25 protein-coding genes, 2 pseudogenes and 1 riboswitch are annotated in these 23,580 nt (G+C 53.8%); of the genes and pseudogenes, 17 read left to right on the top strand and 10 right to left on the bottom strand.

All coding sequences use genetic code 11. The features are described 5' to 3' along the window. Positions 1-35: 35 nt before the first annotated feature. The 3 genes and pseudogenes from RHH81_RS13045 to RHH81_RS09685 all read left to right on the top strand — a co-directional run. A pseudogene (locus RHH81_RS13045) lies at positions 36-152 on the top strand (acetamidase/formamidase family protein); the annotation flags it as partial. 5 nt (positions 153-157) lie between these two features. Further along, positions 158-292, top strand: coding sequence for an FmdB family zinc ribbon protein (locus RHH81_RS09690; protein ID WP_225901716.1), 135 nt, complete (start codon positions 158-160; stop codon positions 290-292). Between the two features lie 551 nt (positions 293-843). Continuing rightward, complete coding sequence (locus tag RHH81_RS09685; RefSeq protein WP_206199998.1) at positions 844-1,392, top strand: hypothetical protein; 549 nt, start codon at positions 844-846, stop codon at positions 1,390-1,392. 117 nt (positions 1,393-1,509) lie between these two features. Here RHH81_RS09685 and RHH81_RS09680 read toward each other — a convergent pair whose 3' ends face one another. The 4 genes from RHH81_RS09680 to RHH81_RS09665 form a co-directional block, all read right to left on the bottom strand. Then, a complete protein-coding gene (locus RHH81_RS09680) occupies positions 1,510-1,962 on the bottom strand; it encodes a DUF4278 domain-containing protein (RefSeq protein ID WP_310742974.1) in 453 nt (150 codons plus the stop codon). A 44-nt stretch (positions 1,963-2,006) separates the two neighbouring features. Next, a riboswitch (Glutamine riboswitch) is annotated at positions 2,007-2,091 on the bottom strand. A 124-nt stretch (positions 2,092-2,215) separates the two neighbouring features. Then, positions 2,216-2,833: a Crp/Fnr family transcriptional regulator gene (locus RHH81_RS09675; RefSeq protein ID WP_206199996.1), complete on the bottom strand. Its 618-nt coding sequence runs from the start codon at positions 2,831-2,833 to the stop codon at positions 2,216-2,218. Between the two features lie 166 nt (positions 2,834-2,999). Then, positions 3,000-4,520 (bottom strand): anthranilate synthase component I, encoded by a 1,521-nt coding sequence (trpE, locus tag RHH81_RS09670; protein WP_302677743.1) that lies wholly within the window; start codon positions 4,518-4,520, stop codon positions 3,000-3,002. Between the two features lie 33 nt (positions 4,521-4,553). Next, positions 4,554-5,381, bottom strand: a complete 828-nt coding sequence (locus RHH81_RS09665) for an aldose epimerase (RefSeq protein ID WP_310742973.1) — start codon at positions 5,379-5,381, stop codon at positions 4,554-4,556. Positions 5,382-5,459: 78 nt separating this feature from the next. Between RHH81_RS09665 and RHH81_RS09660 the strand changes: the two genes are divergently transcribed. From RHH81_RS09660 to RHH81_RS09635, 6 genes are all read left to right on the top strand, one after another. Next, positions 5,460-5,825, top strand: a complete 366-nt coding sequence (locus RHH81_RS09660; protein WP_206199993.1) for a hypothetical protein — start codon at positions 5,460-5,462, stop codon at positions 5,823-5,825. A gap of 95 nt (positions 5,826-5,920) precedes the next feature. After that, the gene (locus RHH81_RS09655; protein WP_149818967.1) at positions 5,921-6,262 is read left to right on the top strand and encodes a LapA family protein; all 342 of its coding nucleotides are present in this window, start codon (positions 5,921-5,923) and stop codon (positions 6,260-6,262) included. Positions 6,263-6,334: 72 nt separating this feature from the next. Further along, positions 6,335-6,901 carry a peptide deformylase gene (gene def, locus RHH81_RS09650; RefSeq protein ID WP_149818965.1) on the top strand — a complete coding sequence of 189 codons (567 nt, stop codon included), beginning with the start codon at positions 6,335-6,337 and terminating at the stop codon, positions 6,899-6,901. A gap of 18 nt (positions 6,902-6,919) precedes the next feature. After that, a complete protein-coding gene (locus RHH81_RS09645; protein ID WP_206199992.1) occupies positions 6,920-7,117 on the top strand; it encodes a hypothetical protein in 198 nt (65 codons plus the stop codon). Positions 7,118-7,133: 16 nt separating this feature from the next. Continuing rightward, complete coding sequence (gcvH, locus tag RHH81_RS09640) at positions 7,134-7,517, top strand: glycine cleavage system protein GcvH (RefSeq protein WP_206199991.1); 384 nt, start codon at positions 7,134-7,136, stop codon at positions 7,515-7,517. After that, positions 7,518-8,453, top strand: a complete 936-nt coding sequence (locus RHH81_RS09635) for a branched-chain amino acid ABC transporter permease (RefSeq protein WP_302678176.1) — start codon at positions 7,518-7,520, stop codon at positions 8,451-8,453. It abuts the gene before it with no gap. An 11-nt stretch (positions 8,454-8,464) separates the two neighbouring features. Here RHH81_RS09635 and RHH81_RS09630 read toward each other — a convergent pair whose 3' ends face one another. Both RHH81_RS09630 and RHH81_RS09625 read right to left on the bottom strand, forming a co-directional pair. Continuing rightward, positions 8,465-10,123, bottom strand: coding sequence for a Ppx/GppA phosphatase family protein (locus tag RHH81_RS09630; RefSeq protein WP_310742972.1), 1,659 nt, complete (start codon positions 10,121-10,123; stop codon positions 8,465-8,467). Between the two features lie 40 nt (positions 10,124-10,163). Further along, positions 10,164-10,886 (bottom strand): hypothetical protein, encoded by a 723-nt coding sequence (locus tag RHH81_RS09625; protein WP_149818954.1) that lies wholly within the window; start codon positions 10,884-10,886, stop codon positions 10,164-10,166. Positions 10,887-10,957: 71 nt separating this feature from the next. Here RHH81_RS09625 and RHH81_RS09620 point away from each other — a divergent pair, with 71 nt between their 5' ends. From RHH81_RS09620 to RHH81_RS09600, 5 genes are read left to right on the top strand one after another with little or no spacing between them, the layout of a single operon-like run. Continuing rightward, complete coding sequence (locus RHH81_RS09620) at positions 10,958-11,482, top strand: GNAT family N-acetyltransferase (protein ID WP_302677753.1); 525 nt, start codon at positions 10,958-10,960, stop codon at positions 11,480-11,482. Between the two features lie 39 nt (positions 11,483-11,521). Continuing rightward, positions 11,522-13,807, top strand: a complete 2,286-nt coding sequence (gene purL / locus RHH81_RS09615) for a phosphoribosylformylglycinamidine synthase subunit PurL (RefSeq protein ID WP_310742971.1) — start codon at positions 11,522-11,524, stop codon at positions 13,805-13,807. Further along, the gene (gene purF / locus RHH81_RS09610) at positions 13,808-15,256 is read left to right on the top strand and encodes an amidophosphoribosyltransferase (protein ID WP_206199985.1); all 1,449 of its coding nucleotides are present in this window, start codon (positions 13,808-13,810) and stop codon (positions 15,254-15,256) included. Next, complete coding sequence (locus tag RHH81_RS09605) at positions 15,253-17,103, top strand: prolyl oligopeptidase family serine peptidase (RefSeq protein WP_206199984.1); 1,851 nt, start codon at positions 15,253-15,255, stop codon at positions 17,101-17,103. The genes purF and RHH81_RS09605 overlap by 4 nt, the downstream gene beginning before the upstream one ends. A 7-nt stretch (positions 17,104-17,110) precedes the next feature. Next, on the top strand, positions 17,111-17,761 hold the full coding sequence (locus RHH81_RS09600) for a riboflavin synthase (RefSeq protein WP_302678174.1): 651 nt from the start codon (positions 17,111-17,113) through the stop codon (positions 17,759-17,761). A 5-nt stretch (positions 17,762-17,766) separates the two neighbouring features. On the opposite strand, the gene tsf is transcribed toward RHH81_RS09600, so the two are convergent. Then, positions 17,767-18,693, bottom strand: coding sequence for a translation elongation factor Ts (tsf, locus tag RHH81_RS09595; RefSeq protein ID WP_206199982.1), 927 nt, complete (start codon positions 18,691-18,693; stop codon positions 17,767-17,769). 17 nt (positions 18,694-18,710) lie between these two features. Further along, positions 18,711-19,502 carry a 30S ribosomal protein S2 gene (gene rpsB / locus RHH81_RS09590; protein WP_149818942.1) on the bottom strand — a complete coding sequence of 264 codons (792 nt, stop codon included), beginning with the start codon at positions 19,500-19,502 and terminating at the stop codon, positions 18,711-18,713. Between the two features lie 218 nt (positions 19,503-19,720). Between rpsB and RHH81_RS09585 the strand changes: the two genes are divergently transcribed. From RHH81_RS09585 to RHH81_RS09575, 3 genes and pseudogenes are all read left to right on the top strand, one after another. After that, positions 19,721-21,112: a ParA family protein gene (locus RHH81_RS09585; protein WP_310742970.1), complete on the top strand. Its 1,392-nt coding sequence runs from the start codon at positions 19,721-19,723 to the stop codon at positions 21,110-21,112. A gap of 92 nt (positions 21,113-21,204) precedes the next feature. Then, complete coding sequence (locus RHH81_RS09580) at positions 21,205-21,510, top strand: hypothetical protein (RefSeq protein ID WP_310742969.1); 306 nt, start codon at positions 21,205-21,207, stop codon at positions 21,508-21,510. An 83-nt stretch (positions 21,511-21,593) separates the two neighbouring features. Continuing rightward, positions 21,594-21,869, top strand: a pseudogene (locus RHH81_RS09575) (transposase); the annotation flags it as partial. Positions 21,870-21,954: 85 nt separating this feature from the next. Here RHH81_RS09575 and cysK read toward each other — a convergent pair. Further along, positions 21,955-22,920 carry a cysteine synthase A gene (gene cysK, locus RHH81_RS09570; protein ID WP_206199979.1) on the bottom strand — a complete coding sequence of 322 codons (966 nt, stop codon included), beginning with the start codon at positions 22,918-22,920 and terminating at the stop codon, positions 21,955-21,957. A 63-nt stretch (positions 22,921-22,983) separates the two neighbouring features. Next, entirely contained in the window at positions 22,984-23,421 is a 438-nt protein-coding gene (locus tag RHH81_RS09565) for an Rrf2 family transcriptional regulator (protein ID WP_206199978.1), read from the bottom strand. Between the last annotated feature and the right edge of the window lie 159 nt (positions 23,422-23,580).

Raw genomic sequence — 23,580 nt, 5'->3', positions numbered from 1 at the left:
GGTGAGCACACTGCTAATCGTTGGAGTCCGTCCCTATGCCGAAGACCCTGTTCAAAGTGGATTTGACTAAGCCCATGGATCAGCAAGAACTGCCGGGGCATAATCGCTGGCATCCAGAGATCCCCGCAGTGGTTTCAGTCAATCCCGGTGATGAAAGATGCCCCTTTATGAGTTTCGCTGCTCTACGTGTGGCATTTTTGAGGAATGGCGATCGCTCGCCCAATCTAGTGAACCCGCCTTTTGTCCAGAGTGTCAGCAGCTTGGCCGACGTATTTTTCCGTACCAGCGGTAAATCTCTCTTCTTCCTTACCCCGACCCTCGCGGGGGAGTGACCCAGAACTGGTGCAGCGATCGCCCCAAGAACCCAAGCCTCCCCGCTTTCTGCAGCACTCCTGTGGTCGCCCGTGGATGCTCAACCACTAATTAACCGCTCACACAGGATGAGGTGAGCATTTTTGCCGCTTTTTCAGCCTTGGCTAAACTGACATCCGAACATCTAGCTTCTCTTAAAAGAGCTGTACTGGCCACGCTGAATTCGTGTGAAGAGATCCCTCTGAAAAGAGCTGTATTAAGATTTATTACAATTAGGAGTTTCGCGTAACTTCAGCTATTGTGAGAGGTACTGTCAAGAGTAACGGATGTATGTCCTTGAAAAAACGGCAGCCCTTTTCTGAAATATGTCATAACATATTGTACCTAAACACAATAAGCACAAAAATGTGTGACCCGTCCTACAGCGGCGTTGGCTGCTGCAAGGATGTTCGATCCCTGTGAAAGGGGCTGTACCCAATTGATGTCCCATTGTTGTTGAAAGTTGATGATTTTCTACTCGTAGGGGCAATCATGAGAATTGGTGAATTACTACTGAAGGCGGGGTTAATTACACGAGGCCAACTCCAAGTCGCCTTAATGGAAAAAAGCATTTATACCAACTTGCGCTTTGGTGAAATTGTTGCCCTCCATGGTTGGTTGCCCCAAAAAACCATTGACTTTTTTGTAGAAGAGTGGCCAAAACTGATCCAAGACAAGGAAAAACGGCCGATTGGTTTTTACCTGAAAAAGGCAGGCTTATTGACGGAAGAGCAAATAAAACAAATTCTTAAGGAGCAGTGGCAGGTGAACTATCGCTTCGGTGCCTTGGCTGTCCTCAATGGCTGGGTAAAACAGGAAACAGTAAACTTCTTCCTAGAATACGTCAACCCCAATGCCCTCAAAGAAAGGACGCGCATCGAGAAGGCTACACTGTCGGATATCAAGCGCCCAACTCCCCAAAGTCGCAAGCCTTCAAAACAATCCCTTGCCTCCCTGAAGAAGGTGGCCGATCCAGAGGACTTGGCGGAGATCGATCTCGATCTTGATTTTGATCTTAATGAGATTGAATGGCTAAGTTAGGCCAAGTGCAGCCATTGCTTGACGCCCTAGGCTGAAATAAAAAACTCGCACCAGAGATAACTCCCATGCGAGTGCCGTTACGAATCAGTCTTGAGAGAGGACAATCACACCCCTGTGCTAGCTCATCGTGGCATGACTGCGATCGTAGCTTGTCCAGACATGGGGCTTAATTTTGCCCTGAATTTGGTTCCAATAGTGACCTGCGGCCGCAGGTAATCCCATTTGGGCAATCATTCGCGTGAGGAGGGATTGTTCGCGGTTTTTGATCACTTGGTGGTGATGGGTGAGAATGACCCGCGAAAGTTGATTGAGATCAAGCGCTGGCATATTCACTTCCTTGGCTGTGTTGGCAGCAGTGGTTGCTGTCGTATTCACAGCTTCCGTTTGACCCGTACGGTAGACCACACCGCGATAGATTAAATCCCGCACAGGTTGAGCCGGAGGATTCACTGCTCGAGTGCAGTGGTAGTTCCAACCCCGATATTTGGCTACAACATCGGTTGCTTCAGTACGGACTGCCGGAGGAACGTAGTCGTATTGAACGCCGCGATAGGTGAGTGTCGTTTTCATCATCATCGCCCCAAATGATGTACTGGCTAGTTGTTGTCAGCTGAGGCGCGTTCCTTCGGGACAATTGCCCTACTTCCGTCTTCGCTATTCACCTAAGTTTTTTGGTGGTTCATAGCAAAGATGAACGATTTATTTCTGTATCTAATTTAACAGTTTTGCCACTATGAGTGCAAGTGGTTACAAAAATTTACACTAGAAACCTTCTCTTTTGTGCCAGAGGTGCCCTGATCAGGGGAGAACTAACCTAAATCACCTAAATCTGAGCGGCGTTGGTGAGAATAATGTGGCGATCGCGATCGTAGGTGAGCCACTGCTCCTTTTTGAGTTTGCCCAACAGACGTGTGATGGTCACTCGACTTGTGCCAATCGCCGTTGCCAGTTGCTGGTGGGTGAGGCGAACACTATAGCGAGTGCCGAGGGGATGGGGTTGACCAATTTCTTGCTTCAAAAGCAAGAGTAAATGGCGTAATCGCTCCTCAATCCGGCGATGGCTGGTAATTCCTAAAAGACCTTCCGCTTGCCGTAGGCGACGAGCCAGACCCCGCACAAGGCTTTGGGTCAAGTTGGGTGAGGATTCTACCTCCACCAGTGTAAAGAGCATCAACTCTGCCTTGGAAAGTGCCTTGGCTTGGTAGGCCGTTAAACTGGTCAAGGGTAAACCAAAAGCAGTACCGGGTGTGGCCAGTCCCACCACCACTTCTTCACCATCGGGGTGCAAAAGGTTTAACAGCACGACGCCCCGGCTCACTAGCCAAATGCGCTCTGGCTCCATCCAGATGCTGTCCCCCATGCCAAACGTGTGTAGTCGAGAGGGGCAACGCCAGCGTCCATCCACAGGGGGAGTGATTGCAGCGGTGGAGACGTTTGCCATGGCAGTAGAACCTCAAGCAAAGGAACCAGCCCTTAGGTGTGTGCCTGAGAGATGGGTGGTTTTTCCAACATTCCCAGTGCCTGTGTTCTGGGTAACGTTAGCAACAACCGCCTATTAGATTAAGGGGTAAATGTAAAAATCAGATGATGGCTCCTTGATCATTTGGTTAAGGCTTGCCGCCCAGCACAGAGATGGCCTCCAATAAACCGCGAGCTTTGTTCAAGGTTTCTTCGTATTCCCGCTGCGGATCGGAATCCGCAACAATACCAGCACCGGCTTGGACGTGAATGAGGTGTTGGTGGTCGCTTAGCAGTTGCACCACCATCGTGCGAATAGCGATCGCGGTATTGAGTTGACCTTCAAAGTCATAGTAACCATAGGCACCAGAGTAGGGGCCACGGCGGCAGCCCTCCAATTCATAGATGATTTCCATGGCTCGAATTTTGGGGGCACCACTGACGGTTCCAGCCGGAAAACAAGCTTGGAGCAGATCCCATGCCGTTTTATCGGGCAATAGTTCGCCGACAACATTACTCACAATATGCATGACGTGCGAGTAGCGTTCAATCACCATAAACTCCTCGACGGTGACACTCCCCTGACGACACACGCGCCCCAAATCATTGCGCCCCAAATCAACGAGCATGACGTGTTCGGCCACTTCTTTGGTATCGGCAAGGAGTTCTGCGGCGAGCTGCTGATCTTCGGCGTAGGTGTGACCCCGCTTGCGGGTACCGGCAATGGGTCGGACAGTGGCAAGGAGAGACCCACGTTTTTCAGGATGGTGTTCGGCTTTGACCATGACTTCTGGGCTAGAGCCAATGATCTGCCACGTGCCAAATTGAAAGTAGGCCATGTAGGGGGAAGGGTTAATCAGGCGCAAGGAGCGATAGAGGGCAAAAGGATCACCGCTGTAGGTGGCACTGAGGCGTTGGGAGAGAACGACTTGGAAAATATCGCCCGCACGGATGTAGTCCTTGGCCCGCGCCACATTGGTACAGAAGGCTTCGGGAGTGATGTTGCTGGTATAACTAGGGGTCTGGCGACTGGGTTGCCAGTGCAGCTGGGTGGCCGCAGCGGGAATCGGAGTTCGCAGTTGACTCAAAAGCCGCTCTAGGCGATCGCTGGCATGGGTATAGGCCGTTTTCAAGTCCGTCTCACGGGTATCAGCATAGACCACTGCCCAAATTTTCCGCTTCACCTGATCAAAAATCAGGATTTGATCCACCTGCATCCACACGCCATCCGGCAAATCCTTTTCAGTGGCAGGATGAATCGGAACCCGCGGCTCAATCCACTGAATCAGTTCATAGCCCCAAAAACCAAAAAGACCGCCAATGCCCCCCGGCAGTTGGGGTAGCTTCACGGGTTGATAGGGGGCAAGGCAATTGGCCAAAATTGTGAAGGGATTGCCCGTAAATGTGGTGAGTGAGCCATCGCGATGGGTTTGGGTGGTTTGGTTGCCCCGCGTTTCTAGTACCCAGAGCGGATCACAACTGAGGAGGCTGTAGCGAGCCAATTGTTCACCCCCCTCGACGGACTCGAGCAAAAAGTTGTAGGGGCGATCGCGACAGACCCGATACCAAGCCGATACGGGCGTGTCCATGTCCGCCACCCACTCCTGATAGATGGGGATGAAGTTACCCTGCTCGGCAAGCTGACAAAAGGTCTGAAAATCGGGGTACATGGTCGCATGTGTGAAAACTTTCTTATTCTCTCCCTAAAGGGGGGCAACAGCAATCTCGACGCTAAGGGTGAGGTGCTTTTGGGGTGGTACGTGCAGGAGATCCACCCCCGTATTCAAGGCATTGCGGGGGGCAGTCCAAGGTTCTAGACAGTAGTAGGGTTTGCCCTGAACCGTCCAAAAAACGAGGGTTGTAAACGCTGTATCATAGCGCAGCGTCAGGCAGTACTGTTGTTGCAGATCACAGACGCGAGCCACTTGACCCGTGAGGGGACGACAGGCCAAATCCAGTTCTGCTGCATGCCAGTCAAACGTGCCGCTAAAGGTGAGGGGTTGTTGCGTTTTCTGATCCACCATGGCATGGATTGGCAGGTCAAACTGCAATTGGTGCTTGTCAGCAACGGCAAAGTAGGGATGCAAGCCAAAGCTAAAGGGCAAGGGGGTGTCACCGGGGTTAGCCACCTCAAAGGCGATCGCCAAGGCATCAGCAGCAAGGGTGTAGGTTAAGGTCAGATGAAAGGCAAAGGGATAGACTTGGCGCGTGGCTGGCGTATCCTGCAATCCCAGCGTCAAGAGATGTTCCTGCTGATCTAACACCTGCCATGGCAAATCCCGTGCAAAGCCATGCTGCTTGAGGTGATAGGTTTGGCCATTGTGGTGAAATGTATCCTCGGGCAAATTGCCACAAATGGGAAAGAGAATGGGAATACCGCCACGCACGCTTAACTGCGGGTTGGCAAAGCGCTCCCGATCCAAGTACAGCAGCTCATGACCTTGCCACTGCCAGCGGCTAATCAGGCCACCGCGCTCTGGAATTACTTCAACGCGAGTACGTTCGGCGTGGAGAGTATAGGGCATTACCATAGCTGGACAGTACGCCTGCTTTTTAGGATACACTCGCGACTACGCTAGAATAGCGGCAATGCCCTTGGAGGGAGGCCAATGTCCCTAAGATTTACCCTAAACCCCACCCTGCGTTTTTGGTTCAGTGTGTTGCTGGTAACTTGGTTACTGGGGCTACTGGGGCTAGGCTGGTTAGTGCAATCCTTTCTGGTGCTGTTTTTCATCTTGATGTTGACCCCTGTACTCCTTTTTGCAGGGTTACAACTTTGGTTTCGCTGGAAGTTGGTGACGGCGGCTTGCCCAGTGTGTGGCTTTGAATTTAGTAGTTTGAAGAATACCCAAACCCAATGCCCCGCCTGTGGCGAAATCCTGATGGTGCGCGATCGCCAGTTTCAACGCTTGGCTCCCCCCGGCACCATTGATGTCCAAGCAGTAGAAGTCAGTCACTCAGTGATTGAGGACTAGCCACAGTGGTATGATTAGCCCAAGATTGTTGGTCGCTGGCAAGAGGCCCGATGCGACAATCCCTGTCTATGCTTAGATTTGTTACAGGATGCCCTATGCGACAACTGAACTTCTTGATGATATTTGTCATTGGCTTGGGCTTAGTTCTCTTTAGTATTCAGAATACCGAACCCGTAAGTATTAAGTTCTTTGAAGGGAAAGTGATTCAAGCCCCATTGTGCATTGAACTCATCGTGGCCATGGGCATTGGTGCCGTCTTTGCTTGGGTCTTTAACGTCTGGGTACAGGTGCAGCGCATCTTTACAATCCGGGTGGAAATGGAAGCCCGCGATGAGCAAATTGCCCACCTTGAGGAGGATGTGGAACGCTACAAAGCTGCCCTTGAGGAGCAACAACGCCTCTTGCCCAGTGTCAGCAGTGCCTCGACGGAAAAGTAGCCGAGAGCCTTGAAAATTCGTTAGGCTAGGAAATGATTAACTTTTGTTATTTTGTGTTAATCGGCGTGTCCTATGGCTACCTCTCTGGCTGTTGAAAAGAAAAAGTTAAAAAATCCGCCCCTGCAATTGCACTATTTGGGCGATCGCGTGCTGCGTCAACCCGCCAAACGGGTCAGCAAAGTGGATGACAGTATCCGCGATATTGTGCGGAAAATGCTGCAAACCATGTACAGTGCCGATGGCATTGGCTTGGCGGCACCGCAGGTGGGCATCAATAAGCAAATTCTTGTCATTGATATTCATCCCGATGACCCCGAGGCAGAACCGTTGGTGATGATTAACCCGGTCATTAAGGACTTCAGTGAAGACCTTGAAGTCTGCCAAGAGGGCTGCCTGAGTATTCCGGGGGTGTACCTAGAGGTGCGTCGTCCGGCCATGGTGGAGGTGGCCTACAAAGATGAGTGGGGGCGTCCCCAAGTCATCATGGCGGGTGGGCTACTGGCGCGGGCGATCCAGCATGAAATTGATCACCTGACGGGGGTGATGTTTGTCGATCGCGTCGAGAACCAAGCCCTACTGCGCCACGAACTCAAAGAGCATGGGTTTACCGCCAGTGCCGTGCGTCCCATTGCTGCCTAACCCTGAGGATCATCGTCTGTGGCCAAGAGTTATCTATACCTACTGGGTGCCTGTGTGGCAGCGATCGCCACGGTGGGTTGTGTTTTTGAACTGAGTTCGGGAGAAGCCCAGTTGGGAACCCTTCCAACTACCGTGATTTTGCTCCTCAGTGTGCCCCTTGGTTTAGTAGCCTTTGTAACGGCGGTGCGCCTTGCCCGTGCCAGCGATCGCCCCTGATGGATTGGAATCTGCTATGACGCTCACCTACCCTGACGACCTGCAATATCTCGACAGCCATGAGTACCTGCGCCTTGAGGGCGATACAGCCACCCTCGGCATTAGTGCCTTTGCCGTCGATCAACTGGGGGATATTGTCTTTGTTGAGTTGCCTGCCGTTGGCGATGTCCTAGAACCCGGCGAACGCTTTGGCACCATTGAGTCGGTCAAGGCCGTTGAGGATCTCTATGCACCCCTCGCCGGAACCGTGATTGAGGTCAATCAAGCTGTCATTGACAACCCAGAGCAAATTGCTGCCGATCCCTATGGGGAGGGGTGGTTGGTGAAGGTGCAAGTCAGTACCCCCCCTACGGGACTCCTCTCAGCAGCGGATTATCGTGCCCTTGTGGAAGGAGCGTAGGTGCTAACAAGCAGCCTGCAAGTCCTTGTGGATGGATTGGCCACAGGGAGTGTTTATGCCATCTTTGCCCTCGGCTATACCCTTGTCTTCTCGATTTTGGGCATCATCAACTTTGCCCACGGTGCTGTTTTTGCCATTGGCGCTTATCTCACCTATGCCCTCTTAGGGGGACGCTTTGGCTTTAATGGTCTGTTGGCCAATGGACAGCTTCCCGTTGCCTTACCCTTTGCGCTGGCCTTAGTTCTCAGTGCCCTTGGCTGTGGCCTGTTGGGGGTTGGCATTGATTGGGTCGTCTTTCGACCCCTGCGGCAACAGCGCGCCGATACCCTCTTGACCGTGGTGGCCAGCCTTGGGGCGGCTGTTCTCCTCACCAACCTGATCCAGTATTTGGTGGGTGCCGAAGTCTATACCTATCCCGATCAACTCTGGGGGAGATTGCCCCTCACCCTGCGGTTGGGGGACATTGCCCTGCGCACTAGTCAATTTGTCATCTTTGCCGTGGCCGTGGCTTTGATGATTGCCCTGACCTATTGGGTCAAAGGGACGCGCATGGGGAAAGGATTGCAAGCGGTGGCCGAAAATCCGACTGCCGCGACATTACTGGGCATTGATAGCGATCGCATTATTCAAGTGACGTTTTTTGTCAGCAGTGCTTTGGCTGCCGTTGCTGGTACCCTCGTCGCCCTGAGTGTTGGGATTACGGGGCCGCAGTTTGGCGTGATCTTTGGTCTCAAGGGGTTAGCGGTGATTGTTCTGGGGGGTCTAGGGAGCTTACCGGGGACAATGTTGGCGGGTTTTTTGCTGGGACTAGTGGAGGCAATGGTGCCTGCCGCTGCTTCGGGGTTTCGGGATGCTGCGGCCTTTGCGATTCTCTTTCTGGTGCTGCTTGTGCGCCCCCAAGGACTGTTGGGGCAGCCCCCAGTGGAAAAAGTTTAAGGCTGTTGAATTTAGTAGTTGACTGCTGTGGCTAGAGCCGTACTACTGGCGGGCACTAATTCCACCTTCAAACTGACGCCAAATTGGCTTTCAAAGGGTTCTTTTTTATAGTTGACACTCCAAATTTCCAGTTCACAGCGATCGCTCGGATCAGCGGGATGTACCTGCACACAAAACTCCCGTTGTACAGCGCGCCACTCACAGGTAATGTGATCCACGGCCCCAATTTGTCGCCGATCCAAGGCCGAAGCCAGCCGTAGAATCGCACTCAGTTGCTCGACAATTTGCCGTTCTCGCCGTCCCACCAGTTGGCGGAAGTTTTCATGCTTTTTCTTGGGGGGACTCTTGCGGTGATAGCGACAGAGGTTGGCAATGATCTCGATTTCCGTATCGGTGTAGCCGAGCAGACCCCCATGGCGCACAAGGTAGTAGGAATGTTTGTGGTGGGCAGAATGGCTGACGTAGTGACCGGCATTATGGAGAATCGCTGCTGCCCAGAGGAGTTCTCGCTCTGCTTCTGTCCAGTTGTGGAGAATCCCTTGGGTGCGATCAAAGAGCGTCAGGGCGAAATCGGCCACCCGTTCACTGCTGGCAAGATTGACATGGAACTTTTGCGCCAAACTGTAGGTACTGCGCTGACGCACCGAGCTTTGATAGCGGAGGCGGTCTTCAATCAGGCCGTGGGTAAGCATCCAGTCCACAATGATGCCTTCCCGCAGGGCGCGATCGCAGGTGATCAGGCTGGTTTGACCAAGCATCTCCATGGCCTCAGCGAGAATCACTGCCCCTGCAACAATAATTTCAGCGCGCCGCTCCGACATCCCCAAGAGTTGACAGCGCTGGTTAAAGTTTAGTCGCCGCAATTTGGCCACAAGTGCCTTTAAGTCCCCTAGCGTCAGTTCATAGCCGCGTAGGGAGGGGGGACAAGCACCAAGGCGATCGCAGGTGTGAATCATCATCAGGCTTTCAATCGTGCCTGAGGTACCCACCAATTGCGGTTTTTCATGGGGGCCAAGCTGCTGCCGCAGGTCTTCAACGGCACGATCCAACATTCCCCGTACATAGGCGCGCAGGGCCGCGTAGTCCTGATCGCTAATGGGATCGCTTTTGACAAATAAGTCCGTCAGGCGTACTGCCCCCACTTTGGTACTGCTGAGGTAGCGGGGTTCATGACCATCCCCCAAGATTAACTCTGTGGAGCCACCGCCAATGTCAATGATGATGTGGGGCTTGCCGTTGAACTCTAGCCCCGAGAGCACGCCCAAGTAGATGCGCCGCGCTTCCTCTTCGCCGGAAATTAGATCAATCGTCAGGCCGGTCTCTTCCTTGACCCGCTCTAAAAACTCGCGACCATTGGGGGCTTCGCGCACCGCACTGGTGGCCACGCCAATAATTTCTTCGGCCTTCAGACCCGTGGCCAATTCGCGACAGCGGCGCAGGGTGGCGATCGCCCGCTTCATCGCTTCCTCTGTCAGTTGCCCCGTAATTTGGCAACGTTCCCCCAGCCGCACCATATCTTTTTCAGCAGCAATGATTTTGAAACTGGGTAAACTGGGCTGAATTTGCACCACCACCATGTGAATTGAGTTTGTCCCAACATCAATGGCCGCCAGAATGCGATCGCTGAGATTCACTGCTCGCCACAGGTGGAGATGTTGTTCAGCCGTCATTGGACTTGTAACAAAGGAGACAAACACCCCCTATCCTACCCTAAGTGTTTCCCGTTAGATGATCCTTAATCTTGGCAGCAATACGCGAGCCTAAATAATCGGGAATCACACTGCCATTGGGTCCCAGCAGATAGAGTAACAGTCGCACCCGTCCCTGCCAAAGCATAAAGTTGATATTCACCACCAGCAGTTCCTCTTGCCAAATGGCGTGCATCACCTTGTAGAGCAACGCCGGATGATTGGTGGACTCCACCAACAGTGCCGGCAGATGAAAGACCTGATCCTGATAAAAGCTGGTGGTAATTTGCGGCAGGCCTTCGTTGAGGTTAAACTCCATGGCCAGCATTTCCTCAACGGCAAATTCACCACTGAGGGTCTGTTGGAGGGCACGGCGCACGCTTTCACTACGCTTTTTCGTCAGGGGTTTGCCCTGCTCTGAGAGCACCAGTTTGACAAACACCAGCATCGGTGGTCGGACATGGCCATAGAGCGAGACATTGTGAATTGTCAGCTTGTAGGCGGCCATCACCCCAAAGAGATCACTGAGCAGGTAAGAGTGATTGCGGTGGGCAAAGTGGAGAACGGAGCGATCGCCCTCAGGGACAATCTGAATCACCGCCTGATTGGTCTTATGAATTTGAAACCCCAGTTTCAGGTTTTGCAGTTGCACATCCCGACCAACAAATTGCTCATAAAAGTCCGGAAAGGAGCGGTTGAATCGCTTCAGGACATCAAGGTTACGCAGTTGAAAATCGGAAACCATGGGTGAGAGTCGCTATACTATAGCCTAGGCCGGGTTACACTTGGTCGTTTCCCCATCTCCAGCATACTTGCATGAGCTTCTGGAAATCGCTGTTCAATTCGCAACCGACTGCCAGCGCCACCACGACGTCCCCTAGTGTAGGTTCTCAGGTAGAGCGGGACAATGGCAGCGAAAGCCAAATTATTTTCAGCAAAGAAAAAGATATTGATGTCTATGAACTCGAGGAACTTTGTGATGCCGTGGGCTGGTCGCGCCGCCCCATTCGCAAGGTGAAAAAAGCAATTCAGCATAGCTTTTTAGTGATCTCGATGTGGGAGCAGCGGGGTGCCTATCGTCGCCTCATTGGTTTTTCGCGTGCGACCTCGGATCACGCCTTTAATGCCACGATTTGGGATGTGGTCGTGCATCCAGAGTTTCAGGGACGGGGGCTGGGCAAAGAATTAATGCGGCAGATGATCAAAGAACTGCGCAGCGAGGACATCAGCAACATTACCCTCTTTGCCGATCCCCATGTTGTCGACTTTTACCGTCAGTTGGGTTTTCGCCCGGATCCCGAGGGGATTAAGGGGATGTTTTGGTACCCCAATTCCCGCTAGGCTCGATAATCAATAACGTAGCCGAAATCATCCTTTGCTATGAGCCAAACGCCCCTCGTCACTGAGGCTGAGATTGCTGCTGAAGGCCTCAAGCCCCAAGAGTACACCGAAATTGTCCGCCGCCTTGGCCGCCATCCCAACCGCGCGGAATTGGGTATGTTTGGGGTGATGTGGTCAGAGCATTGCTGCTACAAAAACTCCCGTCCCTTGCTCAAGCAGTTTCCCACCCAAGGGGCACGGGTACTGGTCGGTCCCGGTGAGAATGCCGGCGTCGTGGACTTAGGGGATGGCTTGCGCCTTGCTTTTAAGATTGAGTCCCACAATCATCCCTCGGCCATTGAACCCTTTCAGGGGGCAGCGACCGGCGTGGGGGGGATTCTGCGGGATATTTTTACGATGGGGGCGCGTCCCATTGCCCTGCTGAACGCCCTGCGCTTTGGCGATCTTAAGGAAGCCAAAACCCAACAATTGGTGAAAGGAGTCGTGGCGGGTATTGCCCACTATGGCAACTGTGTCGGTGTGCCCACGGTGGGGGGCGAGGTCTATTTTGACCCTTGCTATGCCGGTAATCCCTTGGTGAATGCCATGGCCTTAGGCCTCATGGAAACCCCAGAAATTGTTAAATCGGGAGCGAGTGGCATTGGCAATCCGGTGCTGTATGTGGGATCTACAACGGGTCGTGATGGCATGGGGGGGGCAAGTTTTGCCAGCGCTGAACTCACTGATGAATCAATGAGCGATCGCCCCGCCGTCCAAGTGGGGGATCCCTTCATGGAAAAATGCCTCATTGAAGCCTGTCTGGAAGCCTTTCAAACGGGGGCAGTGGTGGCCGCCCAAGATATGGGGGCAGCGGGCTTGACCTGCTCGACTGCAGAAATGGCTGCCAAAGGCGGTGTTGGTATTGAACTGGACTTGGACAAAGTGCCCGTACGGGAACAGGGGATGGTGCCCTACGAGTTTCTCCTTTCGGAATCCCAAGAACGGATGCTCTTTGTGGCGGCGCAAGGGCGGGAAGCCGAACTGATTGAGATTTTCCATCGTTGGGGCTTGCAGGCGGTGGTTGTGGGTCGCGTCATTGCTGAACCGCTGGTGCGGGTGCTTTACCGGGGCGAGGTGGCCGCAGAGGTGCCTGCCCGTGCCCTTGCCGAAGATACCCCCCTCTATGAGCGACAGTGTCCCAGTGAGCCACCTGTCTATGTCCAACAGGCGCGGCAATGGTCGGTGGATCAATTGGCGCTACCGGCGCGATCGCCCGCGGAGATTTTGCTCACTCTTCTCGCCACCCCCAGTATTGCCTCTAAAGCATGGGTCTATCGTCAGTACGATCACGAGGTGCAAAACAACACCCTCGTTTTCCCCGGTGATGCTGATGCAGCGGTCATTCGCCTGCGGGGCACCTCCAAAGGGATTGCGGCGACGGTCGATTGCCCCAGCCGCTATGTGTATCTGGATCCCTACGAAGGCGGCAAAGCAGCTGTGGCCGAAGCCGCTCGTAATCTGAGTTGTGTGGGGGCAGAGCCTCTGGCCGTCACCGATAACCTCAACTTTGGCAGTCCCGAAACGCCCGTAGGTTACTGGCAGTTGGCCCATGCCTGCCGCGGTCTTGCGGAGGCCTGCCGGGCTCTACAAACGCCAGTCACGGGTGGCAATGTCTCCCTCTACAACGAAACAATTGATCGCAATGGCCAACCACAGCCGATTTATCCGACCCCCGTGGTGGGGATGGTGGGGTTGATTCCCGATTTGCAGCGGGTTGTCGGTCAGGGCTGGCGATCGCCCGGAGATGCCATTTACCTATTGGGGTTGCCTCTGACCACGCCCTTGAGTGATCCGCGCCTGAGCCTCGGTGGGTCGGAATACCTTGCCCAGATCCATGGCCTTGTGGCGGGGCGTCCACCTCAGATTGATTTAGACCTAGAGCAGCGAGTGCAGGCGGTGTGTCGCTATGGCATTCAGCAGGGGTGGGTTGCCAGTGCCCACGATCTCAGCGAGGGGGGCTTGGCCGTGGCCTTGGCGGAAAGCTGTCTCAGCAGCCAACGGGGGGCAACGATTCAATTGCCAGCGGGCACCTATCCGCGGTGGGATGTGCTGCTGTTTGCTGAAGGGGGGGCGCGCATTCTGGTTTCGGTGCCGCCAGCGGCACAGACGGTGTGGGAAGCCTATGTGCAGGCGCAACTGCCCAATGCTTGGACACGCCTAGGGGTTGTTAATGGTGAACATACAGAACTGTGTATTGACACCTGTGACAATTCTCCGCTTATCAAGGTTACGATGGAAGAGTTAGCTCTTGCGTGGCGATCGCCCCTGCCGAAGTATTTGGACTAAATGACAGAACAACAATTTGCTGATAAGCCGGAAGAAGCCTGTGGTGTCTTTGGGGTCTATGCCCCGGGGGCGGATGTGGCTCGCCTCGCCTACTTTGGTCTCTATGCCCTGCAACATCGAGGTCAGGAATCGGCGGGAATTGCCACATTTGCGGGTGACACCGTCCACTGTTACAAGGATATGGGCTTGGTCTCCCAAGTCTTTGACGAAGAGATTCTTGGAGGGCTGGTGGGAGATTTGGCTGTCGGCCACAACCGCTACTCGACCACCGGTTCTAGTCGCATTGTCAATGCGCAACCCGTTGTGGTGGACACTCGCCTTGGGCCTTTGGCCTTAGCCCACAACGGTAACTTAGTGAATACCTACGCTCTGCGCGAACAAGTCCTAGCCTGTGATGCCCCTACGGCGGTGTTAGCCAGTACCACAGATTCGGAACTCATTGCTTGGGCGATCGCCCAAGCCGTGGCCACCGGTCAATCTTGGTCAGAGGGGATCATTACCGCTGCTCAACAGTGCCAAGGGGCTTTTAGTCTAGTGATGGGGACACCAGCAGGATTGTTTGGCCTGCGAGATGCCCATGGCATTCGTCCCTTAATGATTGGCCGCCTCATGGGTGAGACCACGCCCCATTACGTGCTAGCTTCTGAAACCTGTGCCCTCGATATTATTGGTGCGGACTATGTGCGGGAGGTGGAGCCTGGGGAACTCGTCCACATTAGTGCCGACGGGATTGGCAGTGTGCAATGGGCAGAGTCGCAACGCAAGCTGTGTATCTTTGAGATGATTTACTTTGCCCGCCCTGACAGTGTGATGCAGGGGGAGAGCCTCTATAGCTACCGGCAGCGGTTGGGACAGCAGTTGGGTTGCGAAGCTCCCGCCGAGGCGGACATCGTCATTCCTGTACCGGATTCCGGTATCCCTGCTGCCATTGGCTTTTCCCAAGCGACGGGGGTGCCCTACGCCGAAGGCCTGATTAAAAATCGCTATGTGGGGCGGACGTTTATTCAGCCCACCCAGTCGATGCGAGAGTCGGGAATTCGCATGAAGCTGAATCCGCTGCGGGATGTGCTGATGGGACAGCGGGTGGTGATTGTGGATGACTCGATTGTGCGGGGCACCACTAGCCGCAAAATTGTCAAAGCGCTGCGGGATGCCGGTGCAGTGGAAGTACATATGCGGATTTCCTCGCCGCCGGTCACTCACCCGTGCTTCTATGGCATTGACACCGATACCCAAGATCAACTGATTGCAGCCACCAAGTCCGTGGCTGAGATTGCCGCTCAGATTGGTGTCGATTCCCTGAGCTATCTCAGTTGGCAGGGAATGATTGCCGCCACTTATGATACGGGCGATCGCTTTTGTTCCGCCTGCTTTACGGGCAAGTACCCGATTAGCATCCCAGAGCCAGTGAAACGGCAAAAGTTGGTGCTTGAGCAAATTCCCCAATGAGTTTGGACTACGGTCACTGGCCTTCGATCCTCTCTGCCGCCGAAGTCAGTGCTGCGGCCACCAGTCTCAGTGAATTGCGCGCCACTCCCCTAGGTTTGGTGGGGTTAGAGCGGCGTCCCCAAGAAAAGGGGCGAGTAGTGCTGGTGCGTCAAGGGCAAGAACTTTTGGCTGCCCCTTGGAGTGCGCGATCGCGCGTGAATGAGTATGGCGGCGGTGCCTACTGGTACCACGGTGATCAGATTTACTTTGTCAATGATGCCGATCAGGGAATCTATGCCCTTGGGGAACCCAGCCCTCAGTTAATCTATCAAGCGGCGAATACGCGCTTTGCCGATGGTTGCGTCGATCCTTGGCGCGATCGCCTGTTGTGTGTCGAAGAGGCGCATTTTGCCGATGGCTCCAGCCAACAGTCCATTGTTGCCATTCACCTGTCGGGAAAACGGACAGTGCTGGTTCAAGGAGCGGGCTTCTATGCGGCGCCACGCTTGAGTCCAGGGGGCAACACCTTGGTTTGGTTGCAATGGTCAGCACCGCAGATGCCTTGGGATGGCTGTGAACTCTGGGGGGCAACCCTCAATGACGACGGCTCCCTTGGTACCCCCTACCGTATTGCTGGCAGCAGCGATGAATCGGTGCAGCAACCCCAATGGCAGGGAGAGACCCTCTACTACATCAGCGATCGCTCTGGCTGGTGGAATCTCTACCGCTACCGTGATGGCCACCATGAACCTGTTTGGCAGGCCAGTTATGATGCCGGTGTGCCCCTGTGGGTCTTTGGTCAATCCACCTATGCTTTGGTGAACCCGGAAACGGTGGTGTTAACCTATAGCGATCGCGGCCTATGGCGGCTGGCAGTCGTCTCCCTAGCCACGGGTGAGTGGCAAACTGTCCCGACGGACTACACTGAGATTCATTCTCTCGTTCGCCTGAGCGATCGCGCCGTTGCCTTGATTGGCAGTTCGCCCCTGTTGCCCCCCCATATTGTTGAGTTCAATCTGGATGACGGCACCACCACACCGCTGCAACCCATTGCTTCTCCTCTGCCACGGGAGTGGATTTCCCAGCCCGAGGTGATGGAATTTCCGACGAGTGACAGCGCAACCGCCTACGGCTTTTTCTACCCGCCCCAAAATCCCCAAGTACAGCCCCCGGCAGACTCACGCCCCCCCTTAATCGTGAGAAGTCATGGCGGGCCAACGGCAGCCAGTGGCACAGGTCTCGATTTGCGCATCCAGTTTTGGACTAGTCGCGGCTTTGCGGTGTTGGATGTCAACTATCGTGGCAGTACGGGTTATGGTCGTGCCTATCGCAATGCCCTGCGGGGACAGTGGGGCGTGGTGGATGTGGCGGACTGTAGCGCTGGGGCAGAGTATTTAGTTCGCCAAGGAAAGGTGGATGGCGATCGCTTAGCCATTCGCGGCAGCAGTGCTGGGGGCTATACCACTCTGTGTGCCCTGACGTTTACGACAACCTTCCATGTGGGAGCAAGTTACTACGGCATTGGTGATCTCCTTAGCCTGCTCAAGGAAACCCATGCTTTTGAAGCCCATTATTTTGATCAACTGATTGCCCCCTATCCCGCAGGGGCAGACCTCTACCGCCAGCGATCGCCCCTCTACCATGCGGATCGCCTCACCTGTCCGGTGATTTTCTTTCAGGGGCTAAAGGATGTCGTTGTTCCCCCCAGCCAAGCGGAACAGATGGTAGCCGCCCTTCAGGCCAAGAGCATTCCCGTAGAATATTACACCTTTGCCGAAGAGGGACACGGCTTCCGCCAAAGCAGCACGATCGCCACCGCCCTTGAGGCAGAATTAAAGTTTTATCAAAGGCGTTTACTCAACGGCTAGAAGAACAATGTTTACTGGCATTATTCAGGCGATCGGTGTCCTCCAGCAACGCTCCGAGTCCCAGTTGGCAATTAACGCTACCGATGCCCCTTTCCTTGCTGAGGTGGCCATTGGCGATAGTATTGCTGTGGATGGGGTCTGCCTCACAGTGGAAACAGTTGATGCCACGGGGTTTACGGTCAGTGTCTCCCCGGAAACGCTGCAACGCACCACATTGGCGGCCAAAGCGGCAGCAGGCGCAATGGTGAACCTAGAACCTGCCCTGCGCGTTGGGGATAGGGTGGGAGGGCATTTTGTGACCGGTCATGTGGATGGTGTGGGTAGCGTGCTAGCGATCGCGCCCACAGGCACGAGTTGGGAATTCACCTTCTCTGCCCCTGCAGCGGTAGCAACCTACATCATCCCCAAGGGCAGCATTGCCATCAATGGCATTAGCCTCACCGTTGCCCATTGCAATGAAAAAGGGGATGAATTCAGCATTGCTGTCATCCCCCATACCTATGCAGAAACGACGTTGCAATTTCTTAGGGTTGGCGATGGTGTGAACCTAGAGGCGGATCTGTTGGGCAAATATACCCGCAAGTTTCTCCAGCCTCAAGACGCCTCAACCGCAGTCGAAATTGACCTCGCCTTTCTCCAAGCCCATGGCTACGCCTAGGATCATTATTTTTTCTTCTTGGCAGTCCGAGACTTGCCACCAGATTTTTTGGCAGCAGCACCAAATCCCTTACTTTCAGCCGTAGGTTCAGCGACTGGTTCAGGGTTTTTGGCAGCAGGCTCAGCCACTGGTTCCACTGTCTGCTCAGAAACTGTGACAGGTTCTGGGGCTGGCTCGTCAGGTGTTGTTTCCGCTGCTGGTTCAGGGGCACTCACTTCAGGTGGGGCAGTTTCGGCCACTTCTGGGGGTGCTTTGGCCGTTTTTGCGGCAGCACTCATGGCTTGGGTTTGGGCAGCCACCTCTTCAGCAAGGTTGGTTTCTTGCTTCTCAATCCCCTCACCGAGGACAAAGCGTTGGAAGCGGCGAATCTGGATATTTTCCCCCAGTTCGGCAATGTGCTCTTTGACCAACTCTTCAACGGTCTTGGACTGATCGCGGATAAAGGGCTGGTTGAGCAGGCACAGCTCTTTGAGGGTTTTCTCTAGTTTGCCAGCAACGATTTTCTCCTTGACTTCCGGAGGTTTCCCCTTGAGAGCATCGGAGCCAAGGGCAATCTGGCGTTCTTTTTCCTTGTACTCAGCGGGAATATCATTCACTGAGACAAATTCCACATTGGGGCAAGCGGCAATTTGCTTGGCAATGTCTTGGACAAGGGCTTTGAATTTCTCGTTGCGAGCCACAAAGTCGGTCTCACAGTTCACCTCCACCAGCACGCCAATGCGCCCGCCAGTGTGAATGTAGCTATCCACCAGACCTTCACTGGTGACGCGCCCGGCTTTTTTGCCCGCAGAGGCTAGACCCTTTTGCCGCAACCAAGCAATGGCGGCTTCCATATCGCCGTTGGACTCCTGCAAGGCTTTCTTGCAGTCCATCATGCCGGCACCGGTTTTGTCCCGCAGTTCTTTGACTAGTTTGGCTGAAATCTCTGCCATGATCTGTTCCTCAAGGATTAAGCGTCAGAATCATCTGGAATATCTAGGGCGTCAGCATCACCATCGTCGCTGGCGGTCATCCCATCGTCGTCCTCATCACCGAGATCCGCTTCTGGTTCGTCCAACTGACCATGGCGGCCTTCGTAAATGGCATCGGCTAGTTTACCCACAATCAGCTTAATCGAACGGATGGCATCATCGTTAGCGGGAATGGGAATATCCACTTGATTGGGGTCGCAGTTGGTATCCAGCAGCGCCACGATCGGAATCCCCAATTTGTGGCACTCGGCAACGGCGTTGTATTCCCGCTTGACATCAACAATAATCGCGACATCAGGAAGCCGCCGCATCTGTTTAATCCCGCCAAGGTATTTTTGCAAACGTGCCAGTTCTCGCCGCAGGGCTGAAGCCTCCTGTTTTGGCCGCAGATCAATGAGGCCATTTTCCTCCATGCTTTCTAATTCTTTGAGGCGATCGACACGGGTTTTGATGGTATTCCAGTTGGTGAGCATCCCCCCCAGCCAGCGCTGGTTGACGTAGTAACTGCCGCAGCGGAGCGCTTCCTGTTCGACAATGCCGGCGGCTTGGCGCTTGGTACCAATAAACAAAAAGCGTTTGCCTTTTTCAGCGGCGTTGCGGATGTAGTTGTAGGCTTCATCCACCAGTTGGGCGGTTTGCACGAGGTCAATGATGTGCACCCCATTGCGAACCGTGAAGATGTAGGGTGCCATCCGGGGGTTCCAGCGGCGGGCTTGGTGGCCAAAGTGAACCCCTGCCTCCAGCATTTGGGCAAGGCTAAGAACTGCCATTGAGTTGTACTCCTATGGGTTAAACAACCATCCGTCCATCATCCGGTGAGGACACCCAAGGGGACGAATGTGAAAGATTTGCAGATTTACTATCATAGCCAATGATCAAGGCTGTTGGAAAGCTCAATCCACAGTGATTTGGTAGCGTCGTGATCTTGACGCTCAGGGGTGGCCAACCTATTCTGTAAAGATTCAAGACGGCTGGATGGTGCTGAACGTTGGATATTTCCCGCTTGCGATCGCAATGGCAACAAATTCACGGTGACGAAACCTCTGAAGCCGTTATTGAGCAGCACTTTGTGCAACCGCTCCTGAGTGTGTTGGGCTTTGGCGATCGCGATCGCGTCTCCTCTTTTGACACAGGTATGGGCATTGCCGATGTGGCAGCCCGTTTTCCCCGCGAACATCAGCCTCCTTTTTGTCAGACTCAAGTTGACCCCGATTTAATTGTGGAGATTAAACCCCCTGCCCGTCGCTCCCGCAATACCCCCAGTCAAACCGTGGTCTTGAACCTTGAGAATGGGTCTACCCATCATAGCCGCGCTCTGCAACAACTCCGCCAACTTCTCAGGGGTTGCCATTGCCAAGGAACCGCTTGGGGGTTGATCACGAATGCCCGCCATCTACAGCTTTTTCAACGCCATGGTCACTTGGTCTATCCAGTGACGCCCAACTATGAACTGACGGGCGATCGCCTTGAGGGCATTATCGAAGACCTCAAAACCTGCTTGCGATCGCGCCCCCGTGCCACCACCCTCTGTCTCTATAACCATAAGGGGGGAGTGGGCAAAACCACCACCACGATTAACTTGGGCGCCACCCTTGCTGTGGCAGATGCCGCTGTCTTGCTTATTGATTGCGACCCCCAAGGGGATCTCAGCCGCGCCCTTGAGCTAACCCCCACCAGTACGACCCTTGCGGCTTGTCTGCAAAACCCTGATGAGCCGATTACGGCTACGATTCGCCCTTTTGACCTGCGCATCCGCACCAGCAGCAGTATCAAGTCTGCCCATATTTTTGATGTCATTCCCGCTGCGCCGCAACTGCAAAGCATTCTTATTCAGGCGATGCAAACCCAATATCCACCCATTACTCGCCTGCGGGAACTCCTCGCCCCCTTGCGCGATCGCTACGACTACATCCTCATTGACTGCCCCAGTGCTTGGCTCTTTTTAAGTAAGAGCGCCGTGTATGCCAGTGACGCCGTTTTGATTCCCACCCGCCACACCGATCTCTCCTCCCTCAACAATGCCGCTCAGGTGATTCACCAATTTCTCTTTAATGAAATTCACACCTTGCGCCGTGAAGGCGGCCCCCTTCCTTTGCCTATTTTCTTTAATGGTGCTCCCACAACCGACAAGGCAATGGCCGTTGCCCAAACAGAAATTGAACGGATTCTCCAGAAACTCCCCCACCTCACTCCCTACTTTTGGCCACAGTATCAAGCCAATGACACAAGCGTATTTGCCATTCCTGAATATGCCATTATTTCCCGTGCCGCCTTTGCCCGTGTCCCTGCTGTTTTCAAAGATAAGCGCGTCTTAGGCTTCTATCAAACATTGGTGCAGACCTATCTTCGCCCCTTAGCTGCTGTCAATGACCTCCCCTGACCAACAACCTTCCTAACAAGATTTATAAAAAATCTGAAAACAGAAATTGCTTGCTCCCCTAAAATGAAATTACCCCTCCCTGAGCAGCCATCATGACCGAGCCTGTCACCCAATCCCAACTGTCTGAAGTTCTGGAAACCGTGAAGGCAATCCAGTCGCAGTTGACAGAACTCACCCTTGAAGTGAAGGTGGGGCAAGCAGAAATCCGTGAAAAGTTCAACACCATGGAGGCCAAAATCGAGGCCGTTCGCCTAGAAGTACAGAACAATCGCGAACAGTTAGTGGAGCTAGGGAAACGCCAAAGTTCAACGGACAATCGCCTGTGGGCATTACTGGTGGCACTCTTTTTGATGGTGGCAGGACTCTTGGCCAAAATTACATTGTTTGACAGAGTCTAGAGGAAAATTGCTGTGACTCAGTCCCAATTGGCCGAAGTTCTAGGGCGTATCATCAGATCGATTGACCATCGAGGCAGTGTTTTGCTGAGGCATTACTGGTGGACAAAGCCTATGATGCAGATGAGCGGCGGGTGCTAAGACGGCTAGCGGAGAAAGGGTGCGAGGCTGTCATTCCGCCCAAGTCTTGTCGTAAACAGCGTCGTGGTTATGACAAAGAACTGTACAAAGCTCGGCACTTGATTGAGAATTTTTTTGCTAGGCTCAAGCCGTATCGAGGGATTGCCACACGTTACGATAAGACAGCGCGAAACTTTTTAGGTGCGATATATCTCGCTGCCGCTGTTATCTGGCTTAACTGATGACCCACCCTAGGCGATCGCCGCAACCTACAAACCAAGTTTTAGTTGGCACAAAACAACCCTTGACACTGAACTCCACTTGTGGCTAATGTTGCAAGTAACTGGGTACCAAGGGCAGTGCATCCTGAAACAGGGGTGTGGTTAAGTAGCGTTCACCAAAGCTCGGCTGCACCATGACAATTAACTTGCCCGCATTTTCGGGTCGTTGAGCCACCTGAATGGCAGCGCAAAGGGCAGCCCCACTGGAAATGCCTGAAAGAAGGCCTTCTTCACGGGCTAGGCGGCGACCAAAATAAATCGCTTGATCGTCAGAGACGGGGATCACTTCATCAATGAGTTCTCGTTTAAGAACGGGGGGCACAAAGCCGGCGCCAATACCTTGAATTTTGTGGGGCCCTGGTTTGCCGCCTGAAAGGACAGGACTATTGCTAGGTTCGACAGCGATCGCCTGAAAGCTGGGCTTCTTGGCTTTGATCACTTCTGCCACTCCCGTAATCGTACCTCCAGTACCCACTCCAGCCACCAAAATATCCACTTGACCGTCCGTATCTTGCCAAATTTCGAGGGCAGTGGTTTCACGATGAATCTTGGGATTGGCGGGATTTTTGAATTGTTGCAGCATGAAAGCATCTTCAAGGGAGGCAGCAATTTCTTCGGCGCGACGAATGGCACCACTCATCCCCTCTGTGCCGGGGGTCAAATCCAGCTCTGCTCCATAGGCACGCAGCATAGCTCGCCGCTCTGCACTCATGGTCTCTGGCATAGTGAGAATCAGGCGATAGCCCTTTGCCGCCGCCACCATTGCTAAGGCAATCCCGGTATTGCCCGATGTGGGTTCCACCAAAACCGTCTTACCGGGGGTAATGAGACCCGCTGCTTCTGCCTCCTGAATCATACTCAGGCCAATGCGATCCTTAACCGAGGCCGCAGGATTCATGCTCTCTAGTTTGACGACAATTTCTGCCACACAGCCTTCCGCTTGGGGAATGCGGTTCAGGCGTACAAGGGGCGTCCGACCAATGAGGGCAGTAATATCGGGGGCAATGTTCATGGGATATCAATCTCCAATTCAAGACAAAAACCTTAGAAAAATTAGATGAATGTCAACCCCAGCCTAGATGTAGTACATGACATCCACGTGCTGGTAAGCCTGCCGCCGATCGCACAAATCTTGAAGGGTATGCTTTTTCAAAACATCATTGGCTGCTGCGCAGGCTTCTAGCCACACTGAACGGATCAGACTACGCTCCAGATCGCCCTTTTCAGGCGGCTTTTGGGCGAGCTTGGACTCAATCCCCTCGATACAGTTGAGCACGTCCAAAATTGAGATTTGCCAAGGTGCTTTTGCCAGCAGGTAGCCACCCCGTGCCCCCCGTTGACTGCGAATCAGCCCCTTGCGGCGTAGGGTCGCCATCAGTTGCTCCAGATAGCGATCGGGAATGTTGTGCAGGGCAGCAATTTGGCGAATTTGTAGCGGCTCCGCCTGTTCATAGGCCGCTGACATTTCCAAGAGCGCCAAGAGGGCGTACTCACTTTTGGCAGACAGTTCCACAAGACGTTTGGCACACGCACGACATTGAGCAGATTGCCCAACCCATAGTATATTCTACTTCTTGATCGGGATTTAGGAGATTCTTAAGAATCTTCACCGTAGCGCTGGTTGCAACCTCGAGAATTCACGGCATTGCGCAAACGCCCTTCAGCAACTTCA

The organism is Thermosynechococcus sp. PKX95, from assembly GCF_031583295.1.
Lineage (GTDB): Bacteria > Cyanobacteriota > Cyanobacteriia > Thermosynechococcales > Thermosynechococcaceae > Thermosynechococcus.
The sequence above is the reverse complement of the archived record's forward strand: the minus strand, read 5'-3'. Positions and strand labels throughout refer to the sequence as shown.